The sequence below is a fragment of the Bartonella sp. AA2SXKL genome (genome assembly GCF_042197205.1).
Classification (GTDB): domain Bacteria; phylum Pseudomonadota; class Alphaproteobacteria; order Rhizobiales; family Rhizobiaceae; genus Bartonella.
The window spans coordinates 53,887-76,862 of the sequence record NZ_JBHIRN010000005.1 but is presented as its reverse complement, the minus strand read 5'-3'; the positions used below and the strand labels follow the sequence as shown (position 1 = coordinate 76,862).

Genomic DNA, 22,976 nt, shown 5'->3' with positions numbered 1-22,976 from the left:
GAATTTAAGGACGATCGCATGAGTTATAATAAACAAAAACTAGAACTCATTTGGATTGGAAAAGAAAAACGCCCAAAACTAGAGCCTCGTATCTTATTAGAAGATCTTGAAAAATCTTATCACGCTTCGCATCAAATATCATCCCAAGATATTTTTGATAATAAACTTATTTTTGGTGATAATTTGCTCGCGCTCAAAGCGCTTGAGAAAGAATATACGGGGAAGGTAAAATGTATCTATATCGATCCACCTTATAATACAGGCAATGCTTTTGAACATTATGAAGATGGTTTAGAGCATTCCATATGGCTAAGTCTTATGAGAGATAGGCTAGAATTGTTACATCATTTACTGGCGGATGATGGAAGTATCTGGATTTCCATTGATGATGATGAACAAGCTTATCTTAAAGTGATGATGGATGAAATTTTTGGTCGCCAAAATTTCATCAACAACATTATTTGGCAAAAAAAATTTGCTCCGCAGAATGATGCAAAGTGGCTTTCAGACAATCATGATTTCGTGATAGTTTATGCCAAAGATAAAACGATTTGGCGCCCTCAATTGCTTCCTCGTTCAAGCGATATGGATGCGCGCTATAAAAATCCTGATAATGATCCGCGTGGGTTATGGCAGTCTGGAGATTTGTCCGTAAAAAGAGTAACGCCTAAGGATATTTATGAAATCATCACACCTTCTGGACGCAAGGTGATGCCTCCTAATGGTAGAAGTTGGGCTATAAATGAAAAAAAATTCTTTGAATTATTGAAAGATAATCGTATTTGGTTTGGAACAGATAATAATGGAGTGCCACGTATTAAGCGTTTTTTATCAGAAGTAAAAAATGGTATGGTTTCAATGACGATTTGGCCCTACACAGAAGTGGGACACAACCAAGATGCCAAAAGAGAAGTCAAAATTTTTAATTCTGATAGTGTCTTTACAACTCCTAAACCGGAACGTTTAATGGAACGCATTATTCAACTTGCCACTAATCCCGGTGATCTTGTACTGGATTCTTTTGCTGGTTCTGGCACAACCGGTGCTGTTGCCCATAAAATGGGAAGGAAGTGGATTATGATTGAACTTGGTGAGCATTGTCACACCCACATTATCCCTCGTTTAAAACAAGTCATTGATGGAACTGATCAAGGGGGAATTTCCAAAAGTGTCAATTGGCAAGGTGGCGGTGGATTCCGTTATTATCGCCTTGCACCTTCTCTGTTGCAAAAGGATCCATGGGGACAATGGATTATTAGTCGCGAATATAATGCTGCGATGCTTTCAGAAGCAATGTGCAAACATATGGGATTTACCTATGCACCTGATGAAAATCATTATTGGATGCAAGGGTATTCAACCGAAACAGATTATATTTATGTCACAACAAGCGCTATGACCCATGAACAACTCCGTATAATGAGTGAAGAGGTAGGCTCTCATCGCACGTTGCTGATTTGTGGTACAGCCTTTGATACAAAATCAGCATCCTTTGAAAATCTGACACTCACTAAAATCCCCCGTGCAATATTAGAAAAATGCGAATGGGGAAGGGACGATTACAGTTTAAATGTAGCCAATCTTGAACCAGTGATTGTGGTAAAAGAAAACAGCAAAAATAAAGATATTGCGCAAGCAGAATTAGATTTATTTGAATAATATATAAAAAGCGGAGTTTTTCATGAACACTGTTGAACAAAGGATTTCTGCTCGCTTATCGTTGCGTGATCCTCAACGTGAATCTTTAAATATTTTGGTAAAAATCTTAGAAAATATAGAGCTTTCTAAAAATGCTGATTTGGTTGCAGAGTTAGAAGTGATAAAAAATCTTTATCCTTCTGTACAAGATTTTGAACGAAATTTTCCCTCTTTTTGTTTTGCCTTAGCAACGGGTGTTGGGAAAACGCGACTTATGGGGGCTTTTATCAGCTATCTTTATTTAACAGGTCATAGTCGCCATTTTTTTGTTTTAGCGCCAAATTTGACTATTTATGAAAAGTTAAAACAGGATTTTAGTCCCCAAAGTCCGAAGTATGTTTTCAGTGGAATGAGTGAATTTATTGCCAATAGACCCGTTATTATTACAGGTGAAGATTATGAAAGTGGTAAAGGTATTCGCGTTGATGAACACCATATTCAAGGACAAAAGCGTTTGTTTGAGAATAGAGATACGGCCTTTATCAATATTTTTAATATTTCTAAAATTAATACAACGGATAATAAAAAAGGCGCACTAAAATCTAGTATTCCGCGAATTAAACGCTTACAAGAAACGATTGGTGAAAGTTATTTTGATTATCTCGCAAATCTTCCTGATTTAGTTTTGTTAATGGATGAAGCACATCGTTATCGAGCTTCTGCTGGTGCGGCAGCAATTAATGAGTTAAAACCTGTTTTAGGAATAGAGCTTACAGCGACACCAAAAACAATAGGTGCAAAACCCGTAGATTTTAAAAATGTTGTCTATAGTTATTCACTTGCAGAGGCTATGAGAGATGGTTTTGTAAAAGAGCCTGCTGTTGCTACACGTAAAGATTTTCAACCTCAAAATTATACATCTGAACAATTAGAACATATCAAATTACAAGATGCAATTCATGCCCATGAAAACGTGAAAGCAGATTTAATTGTCTATGCAAAAGATTATAACAAAAAGTTCGTTAAGCCTTTTATTTTAGTTGTCGCTCAAGATACAAATCATGCACAGAAATTGCGTGATTTATTGGAATCAGATGATTTTTTTGCAGGAGCTTATAAGGGAAAAGTTATAGAGATTCATACAAAACAGTCGAATATAGAAGAAGATCAAAATATTCAAAAGCTGATTGCAATTGAAGATTCTCATGACCCAACAGAAATTGTTATTCACGTTAATAAATTAAAGGAGGGGTGGGATGTTACGAATCTCTATACTATTGTACCGTTGCGTGCATCGGCTTCAGAAATTTTAACAGAGCAAACAATTGGGCGTGGATTGCGTTTGCCTTATGGGTATAGAACAGGCGTGGAAGCTATTGATCGTTTAACAATTATTGCGCATGATCGTTTTCAAGATATTATTGATCGTGCAAACGATCCAAACTCAATTATAAAAAAGCATATTGAGATTGGAACAGGAGGGAATATCCCCTTTGAAAAGACCGATATAGTGACAGTTCCAAGTCAAGTAGAAGCTTTATTGATGCAAACGATGGTAATACGTAATTCCGATATAAATGGAGCATCTTCTGATTTACAAGGTATCATATTACGTCATACAGATTCCCCTACATTAACACCTGAAGAGCAAGATATTGCAGCGATCGCGTGGGATCTTATCAAAGAGAATGATAAATTGCCAAGTTCTCAAATGCTTTGTTCTGCACAGATACAAGAAAAAATTGCTAATAAAGTTATGAATATTAAGCCTTCATCACAAAAGTCTCTTGTATCAAAAGTGGTGACAATTCTGACAAAACAATTAACAGAACTGATAATAGATATTCCAAATATTATACTCATTCCTTCGCGTGATGTTACTTATGGTTTTTATGATTTTGATTTGGAAAATTTAGAAAACTTAAATTTTCAACCTGTTAGTAAAGAACTTTTAATTCGAGAATTGCGTACCCATAAAAGCATTTTTCTCACATCTAAGAATGAATATGTCAAAGAGCCTTATCTTGAAAACTACATCATTCGTGGTTTGATTGATAATGACTTTGTCGATTATGATAACCATACGCTCTTATTACGAAAATTAGCTAGTCAGATAGTAGAACATTTCCGATCTTATTTACCCAATGATACAGCTGTTGAGAACGTATTAATTCACTATCAGCACAAGCTTACTAGTTTTATTGTTGCGCAATTAAGAGAACATCAATGGGAAACGCAAAAAGATTATGCGGTTAAAGTTACACGAGGTTTTACAACTTTACAACCTATCCATTATGTGTTGCCGCAAGGGACGTCTCCTCTTGACTTTCGTAATATTCCTGCCATTAAAAGCGATATTAAAAAACTTGTATTCAGCGGCTTTAGAAAATGCTGTTATCCTTTACAAAAGTTTGATTCAGTAGAAGGGGAATTACGATTTGCTCAAATATTAGAGGATGATGCACAAGTCTTGAAATGGATGAAACCCGCTCGAGGTTTTTTCAGAATAGAATATGATAAAGGATCAATCTATGAACCAGACTTTGTTGTAGAAACGAAGGATGCCAAATATCTTTGTGAGCCTAAAAAAGCCTCTGAAATGCAAAATCCTATTGTTTTAAAAAAGAGAGAAGCTGCAGTTCAATGGTGTTGTCATGCAACGCGCTATGCGGCGACTTATGGCGATAAAAAATGGTATTATGTTCTTATTCCCCATGATGCTATTAAAGCAAATAGTAGTTTTGAAGGTTTGTGTGCAGAGTTTACCATTTCAGAATCTATACTTGAGAGCTTATAACTTTTTGCTTCAAAAATAAAACACATAAGTTTTTTAATTGACGGGTGTGAGGTTTAATCAAATGTTTGAATAATTATTTTTAACTTTTTTCTAACGACGTTAAAATAAAAAGAAAAATGTATAGAAAAGTTATACAAGATTATGCTTTTGTATGGGGATTTGTAGCACATTTACACTTTTTTATAAAAGTACAATCTTATTTTCATTATGTAAAAAAATCTTTGAGTTTATAGTCATAAATTAAAAAAAATATTTTAATTTTATTGAGTAATTTGATAAATGTTCTTTTTTTAAAAAACTTAAACAGTTTATTGTTCTTTCATTTAAAACGCCTGAATATAATGAAATACCCAGAGGATAAAAGGGGGAGTTTTTCATATGACTTTAAATTTAACAAACACTGTTTTTAATTTTTTAAAGAAAAACCCGACAAAAAAGTTTACAGCTCGAGAAATTGCTCAATGGATATTTGAAAATTACCCAGAAAAATGCCGTCAAAAACAAAAGAATTCAACGGCAATAATCACTCCCCTTAATAGTGATGCGGCTCTTATTCAGCAAATTGTTGCTGAAATAGGGGCAAAACGCCCTCAGTTACAAAAGCGTTATTCAGAAATTAAAACCACTGAAGGACGACCGAGACAATATTATTTTACTGAACAAACAGATAGTGCTGAAATTGATGCAATAGAGGACAATGCAAAGAGTAGAACAGAAGATGGCTCTGTTAAAGAGCATGATCTTTATCCATTATTATCTAAATTTTTATGGTCAGAGCTTGCAGTTTATAGAAAGCGCATTAATGAGAAATGTTCTCGTAATAAACATGGTGCAGGCGGAAATAAATGGCTTTATCCAGATCTCGTAGGGATGCAAGATTTAAGCAAGGAATGGAATCGTGAAATCAAAGCCTGTATTTTGCAATATTTTGATAAAAAGACAAAGCTTTGGTCTTTTGAAGTAAAAATTCTCATCAATCGTTCAAATTTACGAAAAGCATTTTTTCAAACAGTTAGTAATTCTTCATGGGCTAATTTGAGTTATTTAGTTGCTAGTGAAATTGAAGGAGTTGATACATTAAAAGAGCTTCGGATGCTTTCAAGTTTGCATGGAATTGGATTTATAAGACTTAATAAGGAAAACTCTTCCGAGAGTGAGATCTTAATTCCTGCCAAAGAACGTAGTGATATTGATTGGGATACTGCTAATAGATTAGTGGAGGAAAACGAAGATTTTCTTGATTATATTAAGCTCATTCGTCAATTTTATCAAACTGGTGAGATGCGTCCTCTAGATTGGGATCATATGTATCTATGAGGGGTATTTTTTAAAAGACTCTATTGTTTAAAAGCTTTTTTTCAGAATGATGAAAATTACTCTAACTATTTTATTTGTCTTATTATATTGGTATAATGTGTTGATTTACTAATGATAATTAGTCTTTAAACTTAAATGAGGGGAATGAATATCCTAGTATTCAATCCTTTCAAACCATCTCATATTGATATTGTATCAATTAAAATTTTTCTCACGTACCTCATGAGTAGGGTTGAGTAGGGGAAGAGTAAAAATTCTGTTTTAAGCCTGTTCTATTTTGTGCATTGAGCGTGATTCCATTAAATACTAGACTTAATGATTATAATTTATTATAAATTTGCTATTATAGAGGGTGAAATTCGACTTTTTTGCTTTGTTTACATCAAGCATGGAAAATATTACTTCCTCATATTGAAGTCTTCTTACGGAGAATTTACACTACTATTTCTTTAATTTCCATTGCTGTTCGTTTTGATGATTACTAAGCTTTTTGTTATCCGAAGTAAACATTCAAAAAAACATTAATTTTATAAAATATTCACACAGTTTACTCAATTTCTTGAAATAGATTTAAAAAATAAATTTCTCTCACACCTTATGGTAAAGGGAGTGTGTACTGTCGCAGTCTGCCACAATACACTCTTTATTTTTCAATAATACCGCACGCTAAACGTGCACCACCTCCGCCAAGCGGTAATGGTTTATCTGATTGATTATCAGCCCCTAAATGAATGACTAAAGAGCGCCCTTTAATTTCAGAGATTTTTTTTAATCGTGGAGCAAGAACGCTCATTATGGCATATCCCTGCTTATCAACATAAAGTGCTGGTAAATCACCAAGATGACCATTGACATTATAAGGTCCTAAATGTTTTCCGGTATGTTCCGGATCATAATGTCCACCTGCGCTTCCACCAATTATGCCATCTTTTGTATCACATGAAGGATTTACATGTACATGAAAACCATGCATTCCTTCTGATAAAGTAGATAAATTAGGGATGAAAATCAAACCGTATGTGGTTTCTTCAATTTTAATGCTACCAATAGCCTTTTTGGAATTGTTATATTCTAATTTATAAATATTTACTTGTTTTGATAGTGCTAATGCAGAATTTTTATGAATTAAAAATGCCATAAAAAACAATAATGATAATAATATTTTTTTCATAAAATACCTTTATACTTATATTTTAATATATTGTTGTCTATAAATAACAATCTATATTAATGATATATTATATAAATGTCTTAAATTTAACTTTAAGAAAAATAATTTACATAGAAATATTCTGTTATTAGAAAGAGCAAATAAATTAAAGTGTGTTTATATATATTTCTGAACATAACTTTTATTTTTTGATCTATAAAAAATACAGCTTTTATGGATGGATAATTATATCTCACTTACATTTCTTCAAGAGATGCTTTTAAAAAATCTACTTTTTGAGGTATAATAAGAAATTAAATAAGGAATTTTAGTAAGTTAGCTATTATTTCATTTACAATATGATGATCGTTTCATCAAAAAAAGAACATATAATTTGTTGATGATTTAATTGTTTTTCATAGAAAAAATGACGAGAAATTTCTATTCATTATGAAATTTATAAGAGAAAAAATTATTATGATTCATATAAATTTCCCAATAAAATACAGCATATACCGACACTCCCTCCCATTCCTGATCCTATCAGTGCTCCTATTATTATTCCGGAAGAAAGTGCTACTCCTATACCCATTGCGATAACTGGACCAAATCCTGGAAGAGCAATATAACCATAAGCTGCAAGAGTTGCCGCGATAGCTCCTGATATGCTACCATTTAAACCGCCAATGAAAGAAAATTCTTTAATAGAATGGCAGTACTTTTTTAATTTTTTTTTCTTACAGCTGTGAAAAGAAACGTTGCTGTAAGTTTTTAAATCAATCATATTCTTTTCTTTCATTTTGAATGCTAACTGTTCCTGAATAGTCAACGGATACGAAAAAATGGGACTTTTTAAATTTTACTAAAGCACGCCAGATACCATTGTCATCTAAGCGCAATCGTTTAATATTCTCAAAACCATTTTGCATAAGACAATTTTTAACTTGTGAAGCAGTAAATGAGTTCTGACCTATTTTAGTGACCTTTTGAGTAGAGCTATAGGTAAAGGTTTGACAATAAGGAAGGTGAAAAACTTCACTTATTGAAGTCGTGACTATCAACGAGACACATGCAATCATTATAAAAAAAGTACTTAATTTCAAAAAATTATTTAGTGTCATCTTGTTACCATTTGTTGAAACAACACTTCATTAACCTCTGTGTTACTAACAGGTTCCAAAGATGATTTTATTTTTAATATTATACTTAACAATAAAAATTTTTGAAAATATATTGATTAAATAAAACTGTTTTTATTTATTTTCTTATTAAAATTAATTTAATAAAATAAATTTTTCAAAACGGTATTATTTTTCATTTTATTTATATTTCTAAATTTAACAGCTATGATTTAGCAAGATATCTTTATAATTTAATTTGTAGTCTATAATTCAGTTTTCTCTTATTTCATATCAACATACTAAATAATATAATAATTTTTAATAAAAAATAATTTACAATTATATTAATTAAACATGTTATTATTATAAATAAATCAATAAATATAATTAATTATTTTAATATAATTTGTTACTTCTTAGAAAGAACAAAAATATTTTTTTACATCAGTAATAGATATGATTCAAAATACAATTTATTATTTTTTATCTTACGTTATTATTCATTATTGCTTAGTAGAGCTGTTTTGATGATTTTGTTGGAAATATTTGCATAATTTCCTTGAATCCATAACCGGGATACATTCCTTCGCGCATAAATAAATTACGTAATGGTGGGAAACTATGCAACAAACCAAGCCCAATGCTTCGTATGATATGAACAGGCAACATATGAGAAAGTAGAGCAGAGTTCAGTGTATGAACAGCTCCACTTCGGATTAATATATCTGGTTTGCGGCATTTGTTATAATGTGCAACAATCATTTCAGAGTTAGAATTGGATATTTTATTGGGTAAAATATCAATTAAAGTTTGGACATCACGGAATCCTAAATTCAATCCCTGTGCCCCAATAGGGGGAAAAACATGAGCGGCTTCACCCACTAAAATTGTTCGATTAGCAGCAAAATGATGAGAAAGAAGTCCGAAAAGCGGCCATGCTTGAATTGATGTTTCTAAGCTTAGCTTTCCAAGCATTGATTGCATTTGGTTTTCGATCATTTTTGCAATTGTTTTTGGTTCTATATTTAATAATTCCTCAGCGCGGGAAGGATGAACAACCCATACAAGACTAGATCTTCGTCCTGGTAGTGGAACCTGTGTAAATGGACCGTGTTCTGTATGAAATTCAGTTGATGTATTTTGATGAGAAAACTCATGAGAAAAGTTGAGAACAAGTGCTTTTTGTGGATAATTCCACTGTTTCACACTTATCCCTGCTGCGGCACGTGTAAGAGAGTGACGTCCATCAGCTGCAACAACAAGTGGTGCTTGAATAATTCTATGATCAGCAAGAGTAATGCATACATGGTTTTTTGTGTGATGAACAGATTTGGCTGCAGAAACAAATCTTGTAATATTGGGCGTATGTGTAACAGCGTCGACTAAAGCACTGTTCAATTTTACATTAGGTATATTATAGCCAAAAGCTTTTTCGCCAATTTCAGTAGAAGAAAAATGCACCGTAGGAGCATGCACAATTCTAGAAGTTATATCTATAATTCTCATGGACGATAAAGCAGCTGCATGTTTTTGAAGATTATCCCAAATATTGAGTTTTTGAAGCGTGCGTATTGCGGGCATCATAAGAGCCGTTGTCCGTAACTCATCTGTATGAGCAGGGGGTCCAACAAGAAAAACAGAAAGCCCCTTCTGTGCAAGACTCAGCGCGGCTAACATTCCGACAGGACCTGCACCAATAACAGCAATATCTTTATGCTCTTCCTTTTCAAATATCACAACGATTTGAACCTTTATTCATTGAGAAAATATTTTAACATTTCCAAATGATCTCTCTCTTTTTATTATATGAAGCTCTTCTATTATTATAGTATGTAATAAATAATGCGATATAAAAAAGTAACCTTTTTATGATTTTTTTAAATGCTGAGTTATATCATCGTTAAAAAATGGCGTATTGATAGATGGTTGAAGACTTTAAAAACGAGGATAAGAAAACCTTGAAACGTAAATTAACAAAGAAAATCAAAACAAATGCTAAATTATTACGCCATAAAAAAGTAACAATGCCACAAGCAAAGGCCTTTTCCGTTCATTTACTAACAGCTTCGGGATCATTTTTAGCGTTTCTTTCTCTTATATCAGCCTCTCAAAAAGAATGGACAGCTATGTTCTGTTGGCTTGGGCTTGCTCTTCTCGTTGATGGTATAGATGGACCAATTGCACGCAAACTTGATGTTAAGTACGTTCTTCCAACATGGTCTGGAGAGCTGTTAGATAATATTATTGATTACGTGACTTATGTCTTAATTCCTGCCTTTGCACTCTATCAAAGTGGTTTCATGGGGGTAGGGTTATCATTTTCATTGAGTGCAATTATTGTTATTTCATCTGCTATTTATTATGCAGATACTAGTATGAAAACCAAAGAAAACTTTTTTAAAGGATTTCCTGTTGTTTGGAATATGATGATTTTTACGCTTTTTGTCGTCAGACCAGGAGAGTGGATTACTTTTATCATTATTGTTCTATCGGCGATTATATCTTTTTTGCCAATTTATTTTATTCATCCAGTAAGAGTACTTCGTTTACGTAGAATTAATTTTCCCATTTTTCTCTTATGGTGTTTTTTTGGTGTTTCTGCCTTCTTTTATCAACTAGAGGCTCCCTATTGGGTTAAAATAGGAATTTCGGTAACAGGAATTTATATATATTGTATTGGCGCAATCATGCAAATATTTCCTAAACTTGGGGCAAAAAGTATAAAAAAAACAATGAAATAATTGTTTTAAGAAGGGTGTGAGATGCAAATTAATTTTGGAGCAGATGATGATATTTCTTTTACGAAAGAAGGGCGTGCTGGTATTATAAAGCTCACACGTCCTTCAGCATTAAACGCTCTTAATCAACGAATGGTTTCAGCTTTAAAAAAAGCTCTCAGAACATGGGAAACAGATGATAATGTTTCTTGTGTCTTAATTGAAGGGGAAGGGCGTGCTTTTTGTGCTGGTGGAGATGTTGTAGAAATCTATCATATGGGGAAAAGTGCTGCTGCTTGTCAATACTTTAGAAATGAATATAGTTTAAATGCTTATATCAAACATTTTTCAAAGCCCTACATTTCTTTCTTAAACGGTATTTGGATGGGAGGAGGGGTAGGTATTTCTCTCTATGGCTCGCATCGAATTGTTACAGAAAATACAGTTTTTGCTATGCCAGAAGGTGCGATTGGATTTTTCCCAGATGTAGGTGCAAGTTTTTTCTTACCATCTCTTCCCAATCATTTTGGTATCTATCTTGCATTAACGGGCGCACGTATAAAGTGGGGAGATTGCTTAAATTTAGGATTAGCAACACACGCCGTTGCTGAAACTGAATTCGATATGATTAGAAAAGCTGTTATTGAGCAAGGAGATCCTACTTTAGCTTTAAACGAGCGAGCAATTACAAAAGACTATGAAACAAGTCATGAAATACGTTGTATTATTAACACTTGTTTTAGTGCCCATACCTTAGAAGAATGTCTTGAGTTGCTACATAAAAAAAGCAATGAAGATGTTTTATTTGCTAAAGAATGTTATGATATTTTGCAGTCACGTTCTCCGACAAGTTTAAAAGTTATCTGGAAACAAATGAAACAAAATTCATCTCAAACGTTGGAAGATTGTATGAAAATTGAAAACCGCATAGCGTATCATATGATTCATTCACATGATTTTTATGAAGGTATACGTGCTATGTTAATCGATAAGGATAAAAGACCTCAATGGCAACCAGATAAACTTTCAAATGTGACAGATGAAATGGTAGATTCTTACTTCCAACCTGTTGAACAAGAGTTATTATTGTGAAAAATAATTCTCACAAACAGATTTCAAAAATCAATTTAATCTATAACTGTTACTTACGGTTTTTGGCACTTATTTGCTTAGTTCTAGGTATTTGTTATTGGATACGTCTTGTTGGTGTTTTTCCAGGTATTCTATGGCGTTTTGATCTTATGCCTTGGCAGTGGCAATTTGCATCAGCTATATTGGCTATTCTCTATCCTATTGCCTTAGTTGGACTTTGGATGTATTCACTATGGGGTATCATTGTGTGGTGTATTGCAGCATTGATTGAAGCAATAACAATATATTATTCCGATTTTATTTATCAGCCATTTGTACCATTATTTCATGGAATATTGTTTTTAGCTTTTATAGTACTACAAATTGTAATTATTTTTTTTAAAAGAGTAAAAAATAAAAAAACATTGTGATTGAAATTTTCGAGCCAGAATAACAGGCTCGATTTTCGATCTTAGCTAACTTAAGTAGCTCATTTTAAAGCTTCGTTCCTCAAAACGCTGATGCTAGCTATACTTTTCCATAAAGTTCCATAATATATATTATGCGATAATATGATGCAGAAGATAAATCCTTTATCCAAAAAGAAAACCCTCCTTTAAAACATCATCATATTTATATCATACAATTTACTTTTAAAATAAAATTTGGTCTTTAAAGTACATTCCTTAAAGACCAAAAATAGTGATAGTGATAATGAAATTACGTATAATAAAACTAAGAAAAATTATTGTGCTATTTGACAACGTTTCGTACGTGCAAGATCACTCAAAACAGCATTACGGTTATTTAAAGCTGAAATTTCATTACTTTCACTGGATTTAGGATCTATAAAAAACAAAGCAGGAAGAAATACAAGACTTGTTGCTGCTAAAGCCGCATTTTTATTTCTTGCTTTATAACGCTCTCTAATTGTAGCATCGATTTGGCGCTTATTAGCAAAAAATTCCCGTTGAATATCAGAACAACTCATTGTTCCATCATGTAATGTGGTAACTGGAATATTTTTTTCTAAACGCCCCCCACATGCTGTCAAAAAAAACGCTAAAACGACAATACATACACCCCATTTAAAATTTTCTTTATACATAAAAACCTCACTTTTAACACAAAATGTTTTTAATGAGATTTAAATAGAGCAAAAGTAAGATTAAAATTTTAACAAATATACTATCAACAAAAATATATTTCGTTAATAAGTTCACGCATCTGTTTAAAAAGTAAGACCTTGATATGCAGGTTTTACATAGGATGGGACGTAATTTACGACCACATTGTAATTATGTGTGAATAGAGCTTCAATGATGAGAACATCCAAATCCATTAATTTCGATTTGGTCTTTAAGGTATATTCCTTAAAGACCAAAAAATGAAATTACATATGATAAATAAGAAAAATTACTGTACTATTTTACAACGTTTCATACGTGCAAGATCACTCAAAACAGCATTACGATTATTTAAAGCCGAAATTTCATTGCTTTCACTGGATTTAGGATCCATAAAAAACAGAGCAGGTAAAAATACAACACCTGCCGCTGCTAAAGCTACATTTTTATTTCTTGCTGTAGAACGCTCTCTAATTGTATCATTAATCTGTCGTTTATTAGCAAAAAACTCCCGTTGAATATCGGTGCAACTCATTGATCCATCATGTAATGTTGTCGTTGCAATATTTTTTTCTAAACGCCCCCCACATGCTGTCAAGGAAACTGCTAAAACGGCAATACATACACCCCGCTTAAAATTCTTATACATAAAAACCTCATTTTAAACATAAAAAAGTGATATTTATGTCAAAAATAAAACAAAATAAAGGATAATCTTCAAAAAACTTTATTTAACGTAAAATATTGTATGAATAAGCTTATGCAGTTGTTTCGAAAGTAAGGCCCTGATACGCAGGTTTTACATAGGATGGAACGTAATTTACGACTGCATTATAATCCAGCGATCTATCCATATGTGTGAGTATTGCTTGTTTTGGCTTTAAATATTTTATCCATTGTAATGCTTGATCAACAGAAAAATGACTTGGGTGAGATTTAAATTGAAGGGCTTCGATGATGAGAACATCCAAACCCATTAATTTGGATAATGTTTTTTCAGGAAATTCACTAACATCCGTACAATAGGCAACGTTCCCAATCCGAAAACCTAAGGAATGAATGTTTCCGTGGTGTTGTAAATGTGTATTGACGCTTATTTCTCCGCCCTGCCCCTGAATAATAAATTGGCTATCTTCATTGATAAGATGCTCTTTTAAAATGGGAGAATAAGATGAATCTTTTGGAGTTTGAAAACAATATCCGAAAGCACTTTTGAGATGCTCTAGTGTAAATCTGTCGGCATAGATATCTATTAAACATTTTTGTGCAAGTGCATAGCTGCGTAAATCATCAATACCGTGGATATGGTCTGCATGAGAATGCGTGTAAAGAGCAGCATCAAGATGGCTTACACGCGCATCGATCATTTGTGAGCGAAAATCTGGACCTGTATCAATAACGATCGTTGTTTTGCCTCCTGAAGGTTTAATACGTTCAACTAATAAAGAACTTCTGTAGCGTTTATTTTTAGGGTTATTCGGATCACATGTTCCCCAATCACCATTAGGTCTTGGCACTCCTGGAGAAGGACCACAACCTAATATTGTAAATCGGTATTGATCACACATATCTTTTGCCTTATTTCATTTTGCTAAATAAACGAAAAGCATTACGCGTTGTTATTTGAGCTGTTTCTTCAATGCTTAAGCCAATTGTTTCAGCCAAAACAGCTGCTGTATAACATACAAAAGATGGTTCATTTGTTTTGCCCCGATGGGGACTAGGTGCTAAAAATGGAGCATCTGTTTCCACTAACAAATGCTCATGGGGCACAATTTTTGCTATTTCACGGATTTCAAGTGCGTTTTTAAAAGTAAGAATACCCGAAAAAGAAATATAACCACCAAGTTCAATTCCAGCACGAGCAAGTTGCATTCCAGACGAATAACAATGAAGGATAAAGGGAAAAGCTCCTTCTTTTATCTGTTCACGTAATATTTTCTCCATATCGATATCGGCATTGCGTGAATGTATAACAAGAGGAATCTGTGTTTCTCGAGAAGCAATGATATGTTCTTGAAAAACTTTCTTTTGCTCTTCTGGTGTAGAGTAATCATAATGATAATCAAGGCCCCCTTCCCCAAACGCAACAATTTTAGGATGATTCGAGAGCTGTATAAGCTCTTCCGCTGTAATATTTTGTTCTTCATGCGCGTGATTGGGGTGTGTTCCAACGGAACAAAAGACTTGATCATAGCTTTGCGCAATGGCTAACAGTTTATCTAACTTATGAACATGGGTTGAAATTGTTATCATACGTTTAACGTCAGCATCTAAAGCCCGTTGGATAACATTATCCAAATCTTGTGAAAAGTCTTCAAAATCAAGATGACAATGTGTATCAATCAACATGATGAGTGTCTTCTTTCTTCAAGATATAACGAGGAAAAATTGGTTCTGGTGGTGGAAGATCAAGCCCTTCTTGAATTTTTGAATGACTTATATGATACAATAACCGATCATCTTCAGCAACCGCAAGGCTATCAAGAAGTTTCGTTGCTGATTGGGGTATGAAAGGCAAAAGCATAATTCCTATTCTCCGCAAGATTTCTACAGTTATATAAAGAACTGTAGAAAATCGTTCTCGATCGTTTTTACGTAAACTCCAAGGTTGTTCGTTGGCAAAATAGCGATTGGCATCTGCTACAATTGAAAAAATAGCTGAAAGTGCTAAATGCATACTATAAGAAGACATAGCTTGGTGTACAGTTTCAAGTACTTGAAGAGATTGTTCTAAAAGCTGTTTATCTTGAGCTAAAAATAAAGCTGGTTTCGGGACTTGTGCATTACAATTTTTGGCAATCATAGACAAACAGCGCTGTGCTAAATTACCAAGATCGTTAGCAAGATCAGCATTAATACGGTTCACAAGGCTTTCATGACTATAACTACCATCTTGTCCGAATGGCACTTCACGGAGAAGGAAATAACGGACCTGATCAAGACCATAATGATCAACCATTTCAAAAGGATCAACGACATTTCCAATAGATTTTGACATTTTTGCACCACGATTAAGTAAAAAACCATGTGCAAAAATATTTTTAGGCAATTCAATTCCAGCAGACATTAAAAATGCCGGCCAATAGACTGCATGAAAACGAATAATATCCTTACCAATAATATGCGTATTTGCAGGCCAAAAATCACGTTTTTTTGAATTTTCATTGAAAAAACCTATTGCTGATAGATAATTTGTAAGCGCATCAACCCAGACATACATCACGTGCTTTGGATTCTCAGGAACAGCAATTCCCCAGTTAAAACTTGTGCGTGAAATAGAGATATCTTTTAATCCCGATTTGATAAAACTTATAATTTCATTACGCCGCTCAAGTGGCAAAATAAAATCAGGATATTTTTCATAATATTCAAGAAGAGCCTTTTCATAACCAGAAAGTCTAAAAAAATAACTTTCTTCTTCATTCCATTCAACTGGAGAGCCTAATTCCTTCTCGCGACGGATGTTGTCTGCTCCAACTTCTGTATCTTTCTCTTCATAATACGCTTCTTGGCGAACCGAATACCACCCCGTATAACGACCGAGATAAATATCGCCATTTGCTTCCATCTTTTTCCAAATTTCTTGACAAGCTTGATAATGGCGTTCTTCTGTCGTACGGATAAAATCATCATTAGAACAATTTAATACTGCAAGCATTTTTTGAAACACCGCACTATTACGATCTGCAAGTTGCTGAGGTGTCATGCCTAATGCAGCTGCGGTTTGTTGCATCTTGAGACCATGCTCATCTGTACCAGAAAGAAAAAATACATTTTTTCCGTTTAACCGTTGAAAGCGGGCTAAAACATCGCTTGTAATGGCACTATAAGCATGTCCAATATGTGGAGCAGCATTAGGATAAAAAATGGGAGTTGTTATGTAATATGTGTCACGCATGTCATACTCGTTGTAAAACGCTATAAATAGAAGATATAATGACATAACGCTTGTTCATCGCATTGTCACGGAAAAACTAATTCTCATGAATGATCTTATGAACTTTAAAAAGTAAGTTAATAACAAACTGCTTTTTATCGAGATTAAACAGTTGTATTTCCTCTATTTCTTGATGAATCTCCTGCCATTTTTCCGCATATTTTTTTGAGAGAAATAAGTCTCCCTTTTCAACGAGCATGATAGCTTTTTTTTGAATTTTATTAAGAATTTCATCACAAAATTGTTGAAATTGGAATGTAGAAGAAGCAGATGAAAATGTTTGTGCAAGAGTATGTACAATCGTTGCATTACAAACAGGTTTCTCTAGGAGAGCATCAATTGTTTTAATAACTTCAAGACCGCCATGGCAAATAAGTAAAGCGGCTTTTCGAGGACTTCCTTTAGATTTTTTAATAATCATTTCAATTGTTTTTTCATCAGGTAAATCCTGATCGGCGAAAATATGTATAATAACTTTTTTCATTTCATCGTTATTCAACGGACGAAAAGAAATTTTTTGACACCGTGAATGGATTGTTGGAAGCAATTTTCCTGAAGAATGTGCGATAATAACAAATAACGTTTTTGTAGGTGGTTCTTCAAGTATTTTGAGAATTGCATTTGCTGCATTTCTATTCATATCATCTGCAGAATCAATAATAACAATACGCCATCCATTATCTTGCGATGTTCGACTTAAAAAATGCATAATATCACGGATATCATCAACGAGTATTCCTGTTTTAAACTTTTGTGTTTTCACATCAAATCGACGTGAAATATACAAAAGACCAGGGTGACTTCCTTGTGTAATTTGGCGCCATGGGGTAGAATAAGGATCGGGTTTCAAGAAAGAACTCTGTTGAAAACTTAAAATGTTCCAAGCAAGATGAAAGGCTAATGTAGCCTTTCCAATCCCGTATTCTCCTTCAAATAATAATGCATGATGCAAACGCTCTTCTTTAAGCATTTGTGTCAAAAAATGACGCACATCCTCATGACCAAAGATAACATTGTTCTGGGATGGTGATAAAATTGTATCAATATCATCATATTGGCGTAAGGTATTTACATTACTCATGAAAGCTGATCCAACAATACCTGATGACAAATATTTTTTATTTGATGAGCAATGGCTTCCACTGAGCCAGTGGCATCAATAACTCGAAATCTATGGGGTTCCTGTTTGGCCAATTGAAGAAAAGCCTGACGCCTTTGTTCTTGAATTTCCAACTGATCTTTTTCAAAATAATCAATTTCTTCTGTTTTTTTTCTTCGCAAATTTGCACGCTTCATACCACACATTGCAGGCATATCTAATAAAAATGTTAAATGAGGCAAAATACCATTGAGCGCAATACACTCTAAAACAGAAAGAAGAGAAGAACTGACGCTATCATTGAGTCCTTGATAAACGCGTGTAGAATCAATAAAGCGGTCACATAAAACGATTTTACCTTTTTGCAAAGAAGGTGCGATAACCTCAGTAACATGGTCGACACGTGCAGCTGTAAACAAAACAGCTTCAATCAACGGTCCATACTGTCGCGCCTGCCCCGACAACAAAATATGCCGGATTGCTTCTGCTCCTGGTGTTCCTCCTGGTTCTCGTGTTGTGACAACATCATAACCTTGGTGTGAGAGAGACTCAGCAAGTAAAGAAATCTGCACCGTTTTCCCTACCCCGTCCCCTCCTTCGAATGTAATAAAATAACCTGACACGTATGATCTTAACCTTATTAGCGCGTAACTATAAATATTTTCGTAACCATCCAATTGTTATTTCATAGAATGCATTTTTTACTTTTGCAAAGAAACTTCCTTCCTGAACATTCATTCCGGCAAAAACTGGTTTTTCCAGAAGAACCTTTTTATCTTCTAAAATTTGAATAACGCCAACTGATTTCCCAGAAACGATGGGAGCTTTCAATGGACCATGATATTTAATTTTTGCTTTAACATTTACTTTTTTTTCATTCGAAAGCATAAAACTTATTGGTGTTTTAACAATGAGTGGAACAAAATTTTGCGTACCACCATAAACAGAAGCACGACCAACCGTTTCTTCTTTTGTAAAAATCGTTTTGAGATCAAAAGCCGTCATTCCCCATTGAAGAATGCGTTCTATTTCTTTTGTATATTTTTTACCATCTTGCAAACCATTGATTGCTAAAAAAAGACGTCGATGATTTTTAGAAATGGTGGCAACCATTGAAAAACCTTCTTTTTCACTGTAGCCAAAACCAAATCCTTCTACACCAATTTCCTTAGAAATAAGAGGATTTTTATTACGTTGAAAAATATTATTCCATGTAAAATGAGGCTCACAATAAAGTGCGTAATAGTCCGGATATTCCTGAACAATATGACGTGCTAATATAATCATATCACGCACAGTTACAAATTGTCCCTCTTCGGGTAACCCTGTTGCATTAACAAAATGACTCTGAGATAACCCGATTATTTTTGCGCGCTGATTCATCAGTTTTACAAAATGATCTTCATGTCCTGATATTCCTTCAGCAAGAATAATAGCAGCATCATTTCCATTCACAATAATTAAACCACGTAAAAGATCAGAAACACTGATTTCTGTCTTTATCTTTGCAAACATAGTGGTTGTACCGGAAGGTGCTCCACCTTTGCGCCAAGCATTTTCACTGACCTTGAATTTCTGCGTACTTTTTAATAATCCTTTTTTTAATTGATGAAATACAACTTCTGCTGTCATCAATTTTACTAATGAAGCAGGAAAAAAAGGAATATCACTTTGTTTTTCATAAAGTATTGTCTCTGTATCATCATCGAGTAATAACAGTTGTGATGCGGGAGTTTGAAAATCTTGTGCTCTCCCCCACGTATCAAATGCCAATACTCCCCATAATATCAATAAGATCCTTAATGCTGTATACATAGCTGCTCCTCCCATCCCAAAGATCAACATAAAGAATCTTATATAGGAAAAAACTTTTTGATTTCTGAAAATTGAGGAATTATTTACAACTCATAAAAAGATTTTATTTTCATTTAGCTTTAGAAAAAATAATATGACACGTTTTTTATCTTCCATGTAGGTTCAATTTAACATTTTAAATGTATGAGAGACAAAAGATTTTTTCCTATTTTTATTGATAGTATTTTGATTTGTTATGATAAATTATCATTTTAAAATTGAAGCTAACTCAAAATACTGTAAGATTCTCTCATCCCCTCTTCTCATATTGAATTCATTAAAAATCGCTTACTTACGGGTCATAAGTAGGGTTCGTATATGGATAAAAATTATTAAAAAAGAGAGTAAAAATACTTCTTATAAACCTCTCAAGTGTTAAGAATTATCGCACAAAACATTGGGGGCTTGCAAAGTGTATGATGGTGTCGATTTATATCTTCATAAGAGTAAAGATGCTGATGTCTAAAGGCGTTAACAGTTATACCATTCACAGGCGCTGTCGCAAAATAGGCTTGTAGCGTGTTAAAGTATGTCTCTTTTAAATAAGTCCATGAATTGGCAATGTAAGTGTATTTTGTTTGAGACGCTCTGTTTTTCGTGAGGGAACTTACTCCATTAAAGAACATGATAAACAAAAGCATGAGATAATGCATAATCTTTTCATAAGATATTACCGTAGATACTTTAGAAAGATGCAAGGCCGAATCAAAAGAAAATATTTTTTTACTTGTTAAGCTTTTTATTCCTCTCAAATCGAGAGTACAAGTTGTTTTAGAGATTACACAAACAGACTGACACAATAATTTACCTTCGTCTAGCAAAAGCTATTACAGCAAGAAAAGTACACGCTTTATTAAGCAAGCAATATCATAAAACGACGAATAGACCAGCAATGGAGTGGAAAGGCCGTACTGAATTTATAATAATAGAACCCAACCAAGCTTTTTGAAAAGGACAAAGCGCTTTAAGATAAAAATCCTACACTAAATCCGTAATTTCTTACCTTTTTTACTAGAAAATTATATAGATAAAAAATCAATGCATTTTTTCTTAAAACAGTTGTAGCCAATTAACCTTTGTTTTTTTGTTTAGCTTATTTATAGAAGCAACTTGATCGAATGGTATCGGCTTATCAACCATGATAGGACCAATTTCTGGCAATTTAACTACAACAGTTTTATTACGTTGTTCTTGTTCAACAGCAGCTGCTTTAGCTAATTCTTTTTTGTTTCTTGTATTGCGCTGCTCTTTTAACAAAACAGTTTCTCTTTTTTTCGCAACATTTTCTGACGCTAATGAATATGGGGCAGCATTTCCAGGAGTATAAGAGGACATTAAATATGCAGCATCATAATAGCCAACAGGTGCTTCAGCAATATATTCTACTTTAACATCTGCGACCCCCTTATCTACATACCCCAATATTGCCGCAGCTTGCCTTGATAAATCAATGATTCTGTCTTTCATAAAAGGTCCGCGATCATTCACTCTAACAACGATTGAAGATCCATTTTTCAAATTAGTAACACGAGCATAACTAGGTAAAGGCATTGTAGGATGAGCAGCAGTCAAAAGATTCATGTCATAAATTTCACCGTTGGCAGTTAAACGTCCATGAAAATCTGAACCATACCATGATGCTTCGCCAACACGTTTATAAGTTGGATCACTTTGAGGATAATACCACTTTCCTTTTATTTGATAAGGTTTACCAACAATCGCTCGTCCACGCTTTTTTTCTTCCGATTGATTCTTCTTATTGGATACTTGTTGAGGTAGTACAGAAGTGTTTACGTTAATTGGTTTATTATGATAGGAATCTTTTATTGAAAAATTCATAGTTTGGCTTGCGCAACAAGATACCAGTGACTGAGAAATGACGATCATAGAAAACAATTGAAGTGTTGGTTTAATCATAAAAGTAAATTTCTTTTTTCTATTTGAAGGCATCTATTCAGTCCACTTATTTCTGTTAAGTACTACTGTAAAAACCACGTCACGCTTTTTGTACGCAACGGAAGAATTTACGTTTTTAAATGATTCCCCTCGCGCATATACCACTCTTGAATTGGCCCCTTCTATCAAGAAATTAACGTATTGTTAACCTTTTTATGATCTTCATAAGAAATAAATGTACTATAGTAGATGTTAAAAAGAGTAAAAATTAAATAAATCAACATCTTATAGAAAATTCATTTCATAATATTAAGTGTGAATAAGTGGTGATTTTAGCAACTGTTTTGCGAATCATGTAATGCAGTGGGTATTAAAAAATCAACCTATAGATTGAGAAAATTAGAAACCACATGTGCTGCCAACGCAGGTACAATCCTATCGTAATCTTAAAGCTCTTTTTTGTTGGACAAGAGACAGCATAGCACCGCTCTATTCCAAAACAGCTGATAGAAAATGACAGGCTATAGAATCAATAAAAACTTGAAAAAGAATCAAAACAAAAAAGATTCTTAAATTTTTTATAGCCTATTGATATTACTTAAATTTGGTGAGCGCGCAGGGATTCGAACCCTGGACCTACTGATTAAAAGTCAGTTGCTCTACCAGCTGAGCTACGCGCTCTCACACAAGCTATCTAGTTTGCACACTATCTAATTTGTAGAAAGTGAAGGGAACATACGGTTGACTTTCCATTTGGTCAACACCTTTTGGAAAAAAAATATTATTATTTTCTTCAGTTATCAATAATTTTCCGTTTTCGCCCCTTTACTTCATCATTGTATAAGTACTCTTTAATCTTCTTTTTGAAGTTTCAATAAAGGAAAAATTTCACTGCAAAATATTGCATAGATTCGAAGCGTTAAAATTATGAGAAATACCCCCTTCCCCTCACATGGGTTGTTGAGCATAATGGGTAGAGAAGAAAAAATACCTTTTATTATAATATTATTTTTATATCTTTATATTTAGTGTTCAATTCTCAAATATGAATACAGCTTTATAAGATAATATATTGATTTATAATAATTTATTACTTTTTACTTGAGTGAAAATTCTCAAATACTGTAAGTTTTTCTCATTTCAAATCTTTTTTATATTGAAACAATAAAAAGCATTTTCTTGACCGATATAAGCGAGAGAATAAAACTATAAAAAAGAAATGAAAATACCTTTTATGCTTCCTTTCAAT

General features: G+C 33.5%; 19 protein-coding genes, 1 tRNA gene and 2 pseudogenes. 7 read left to right on the top strand and 15 right to left on the bottom strand.

Going from position 1 to position 22,976, the window contains the following annotated elements; all coding sequences use genetic code 11:
- Positions 1-18: 18 nt before the first annotated feature.
- From ACFINS_RS04795 to ACFINS_RS04785, 3 genes are all read left to right on the top strand, one after another.
- Positions 19-1,659, top strand: coding sequence for a site-specific DNA-methyltransferase (locus tag ACFINS_RS04795; RefSeq protein WP_375650276.1), 1,641 nt, complete (start codon positions 19-21; stop codon positions 1,657-1,659).
- Between the two features lie 22 nt (positions 1,660-1,681).
- On the top strand, positions 1,682-4,435 hold the full coding sequence (locus tag ACFINS_RS04790; protein ID WP_375650280.1) for a DEAD/DEAH box helicase: 2,754 nt from the start codon (positions 1,682-1,684) through the stop codon (positions 4,433-4,435).
- A 378-nt stretch (positions 4,436-4,813) separates the two neighbouring features.
- Positions 4,814-5,752: a COG2958 family protein gene (locus ACFINS_RS04785; RefSeq protein ID WP_375650285.1), complete on the top strand. Its 939-nt coding sequence runs from the start codon at positions 4,814-4,816 to the stop codon at positions 5,750-5,752.
- A gap of 643 nt (positions 5,753-6,395) precedes the next feature.
- On the opposite strand, the gene sodC is transcribed toward ACFINS_RS04785, so the two are convergent.
- The 4 genes from sodC to ACFINS_RS04765 all read right to left on the bottom strand — a co-directional run bounded on the left by sodC (position 6,396) and on the right by ACFINS_RS04765 (position 9,760).
- Entirely contained in the window at positions 6,396-6,923 is a 528-nt protein-coding gene (gene sodC / locus ACFINS_RS04780) for a superoxide dismutase [Cu-Zn] SodC (protein ID WP_375632234.1), read from the bottom strand.
- A gap of 454 nt (positions 6,924-7,377) precedes the next feature.
- Positions 7,378-7,686 (bottom strand): hypothetical protein, encoded by a 309-nt coding sequence (locus ACFINS_RS04775; RefSeq protein ID WP_375611906.1) that lies wholly within the window; start codon positions 7,684-7,686, stop codon positions 7,378-7,380.
- Positions 7,679-8,023, bottom strand: coding sequence for a hypothetical protein (locus ACFINS_RS04770; protein ID WP_375611907.1), 345 nt, complete (start codon positions 8,021-8,023; stop codon positions 7,679-7,681). The genes ACFINS_RS04775 and ACFINS_RS04770 overlap by 8 nt, the downstream gene beginning before the upstream one ends.
- Positions 8,024-8,533: 510 nt before the next feature.
- A complete protein-coding gene (locus tag ACFINS_RS04765; RefSeq protein WP_375705935.1) occupies positions 8,534-9,760 on the bottom strand; it encodes a UbiH/UbiF family hydroxylase in 1,227 nt (408 codons plus the stop codon).
- Positions 9,761-9,945: 185 nt separating this feature from the next.
- Here ACFINS_RS04765 and pcsA point away from each other — a divergent pair, with 185 nt between their 5' ends.
- From pcsA to ACFINS_RS04750, 3 genes are read left to right on the top strand one after another with little or no spacing between them, the layout of a single operon-like run.
- Positions 9,946-10,764, top strand: a complete 819-nt coding sequence (pcsA, locus tag ACFINS_RS04760) for a phosphatidylcholine synthase (RefSeq protein WP_375650291.1) — start codon at positions 9,946-9,948, stop codon at positions 10,762-10,764.
- Between the two features lie 21 nt (positions 10,765-10,785).
- A complete protein-coding gene (locus ACFINS_RS04755; protein ID WP_375650295.1) occupies positions 10,786-11,832 on the top strand; it encodes an enoyl-CoA hydratase/isomerase family protein in 1,047 nt (348 codons plus the stop codon).
- Complete coding sequence (locus ACFINS_RS04750) at positions 11,829-12,242, top strand: DUF6163 family protein (RefSeq protein WP_375611911.1); 414 nt, start codon at positions 11,829-11,831, stop codon at positions 12,240-12,242. Before ACFINS_RS04755 ends, ACFINS_RS04750 begins: the two co-directional genes overlap by 4 nt.
- A gap of 314 nt (positions 12,243-12,556) precedes the next feature.
- Here the strand turns inward: ACFINS_RS04750 and ACFINS_RS04745 are convergent, their stop codons facing one another.
- From ACFINS_RS04745 to ACFINS_RS04700, 10 genes and pseudogenes are all read right to left on the bottom strand, one after another.
- Positions 12,557-12,919: a hypothetical protein gene (locus tag ACFINS_RS04745; RefSeq protein WP_375618144.1), complete on the bottom strand. Its 363-nt coding sequence runs from the start codon at positions 12,917-12,919 to the stop codon at positions 12,557-12,559.
- A 123-nt stretch (positions 12,920-13,042) separates the two neighbouring features.
- Positions 13,043-13,171: pseudogene (locus ACFINS_RS04740) on the bottom strand (MBL fold metallo-hydrolase); the annotation flags it as partial.
- A gap of 56 nt (positions 13,172-13,227) precedes the next feature.
- Complete coding sequence (locus ACFINS_RS04735; RefSeq protein ID WP_375606871.1) at positions 13,228-13,587, bottom strand: hypothetical protein; 360 nt, start codon at positions 13,585-13,587, stop codon at positions 13,228-13,230.
- A gap of 109 nt (positions 13,588-13,696) precedes the next feature.
- Positions 13,697-14,506 (bottom strand): MBL fold metallo-hydrolase, encoded by an 810-nt coding sequence (locus ACFINS_RS04730; RefSeq protein ID WP_375638402.1) that lies wholly within the window; start codon positions 14,504-14,506, stop codon positions 13,697-13,699.
- 10 nt (positions 14,507-14,516) lie between these two features.
- Positions 14,517-15,290 (bottom strand): TatD family hydrolase, encoded by a 774-nt coding sequence (locus tag ACFINS_RS04725; protein WP_375638403.1) that lies wholly within the window; start codon positions 15,288-15,290, stop codon positions 14,517-14,519.
- Positions 15,280-16,839, bottom strand: a complete 1,560-nt coding sequence (gene metG, locus ACFINS_RS04720; RefSeq protein ID WP_375638404.1) for a methionine--tRNA ligase — start codon at positions 16,837-16,839, stop codon at positions 15,280-15,282. The genes ACFINS_RS04725 and metG overlap by 11 nt, the downstream gene beginning before the upstream one ends.
- 76 nt (positions 16,840-16,915) lie before the next feature.
- A complete protein-coding gene (locus ACFINS_RS04715; RefSeq protein ID WP_375705934.1) occupies positions 16,916-17,959 on the bottom strand; it encodes a DNA polymerase III subunit delta' in 1,044 nt (347 codons plus the stop codon).
- Entirely contained in the window at positions 17,956-18,600 is a 645-nt protein-coding gene (gene tmk / locus ACFINS_RS04710; RefSeq protein WP_375611916.1) for a dTMP kinase, read from the bottom strand. Before tmk ends, ACFINS_RS04715 begins: the two co-directional genes overlap by 4 nt.
- Positions 18,601-18,628: 28 nt before the next feature.
- Entirely contained in the window at positions 18,629-19,792 is a 1,164-nt protein-coding gene (locus tag ACFINS_RS04705) for a D-alanyl-D-alanine carboxypeptidase family protein (RefSeq protein ID WP_375705933.1), read from the bottom strand.
- A gap of 1,089 nt (positions 19,793-20,881) precedes the next feature.
- Complete coding sequence (locus ACFINS_RS04700) at positions 20,882-21,781, bottom strand: septal ring lytic transglycosylase RlpA family protein (RefSeq protein WP_375650314.1); 900 nt, start codon at positions 21,779-21,781, stop codon at positions 20,882-20,884.
- A 285-nt stretch (positions 21,782-22,066) separates the two neighbouring features.
- Between ACFINS_RS04700 and ACFINS_RS04695 the strand changes: the two are divergent.
- Positions 22,067-22,244: pseudogene (locus ACFINS_RS04695) on the top strand (integrase); the annotation flags it as partial.
- Positions 22,245-22,332: 88 nt separating this feature from the next.
- On the opposite strand, the gene ACFINS_RS04690 reads toward ACFINS_RS04695, so the two are convergent.
- Positions 22,333-22,408, bottom strand: a tRNA-Lys gene (locus tag ACFINS_RS04690).
- Positions 22,409-22,976 lie beyond the last annotated feature (568 nt).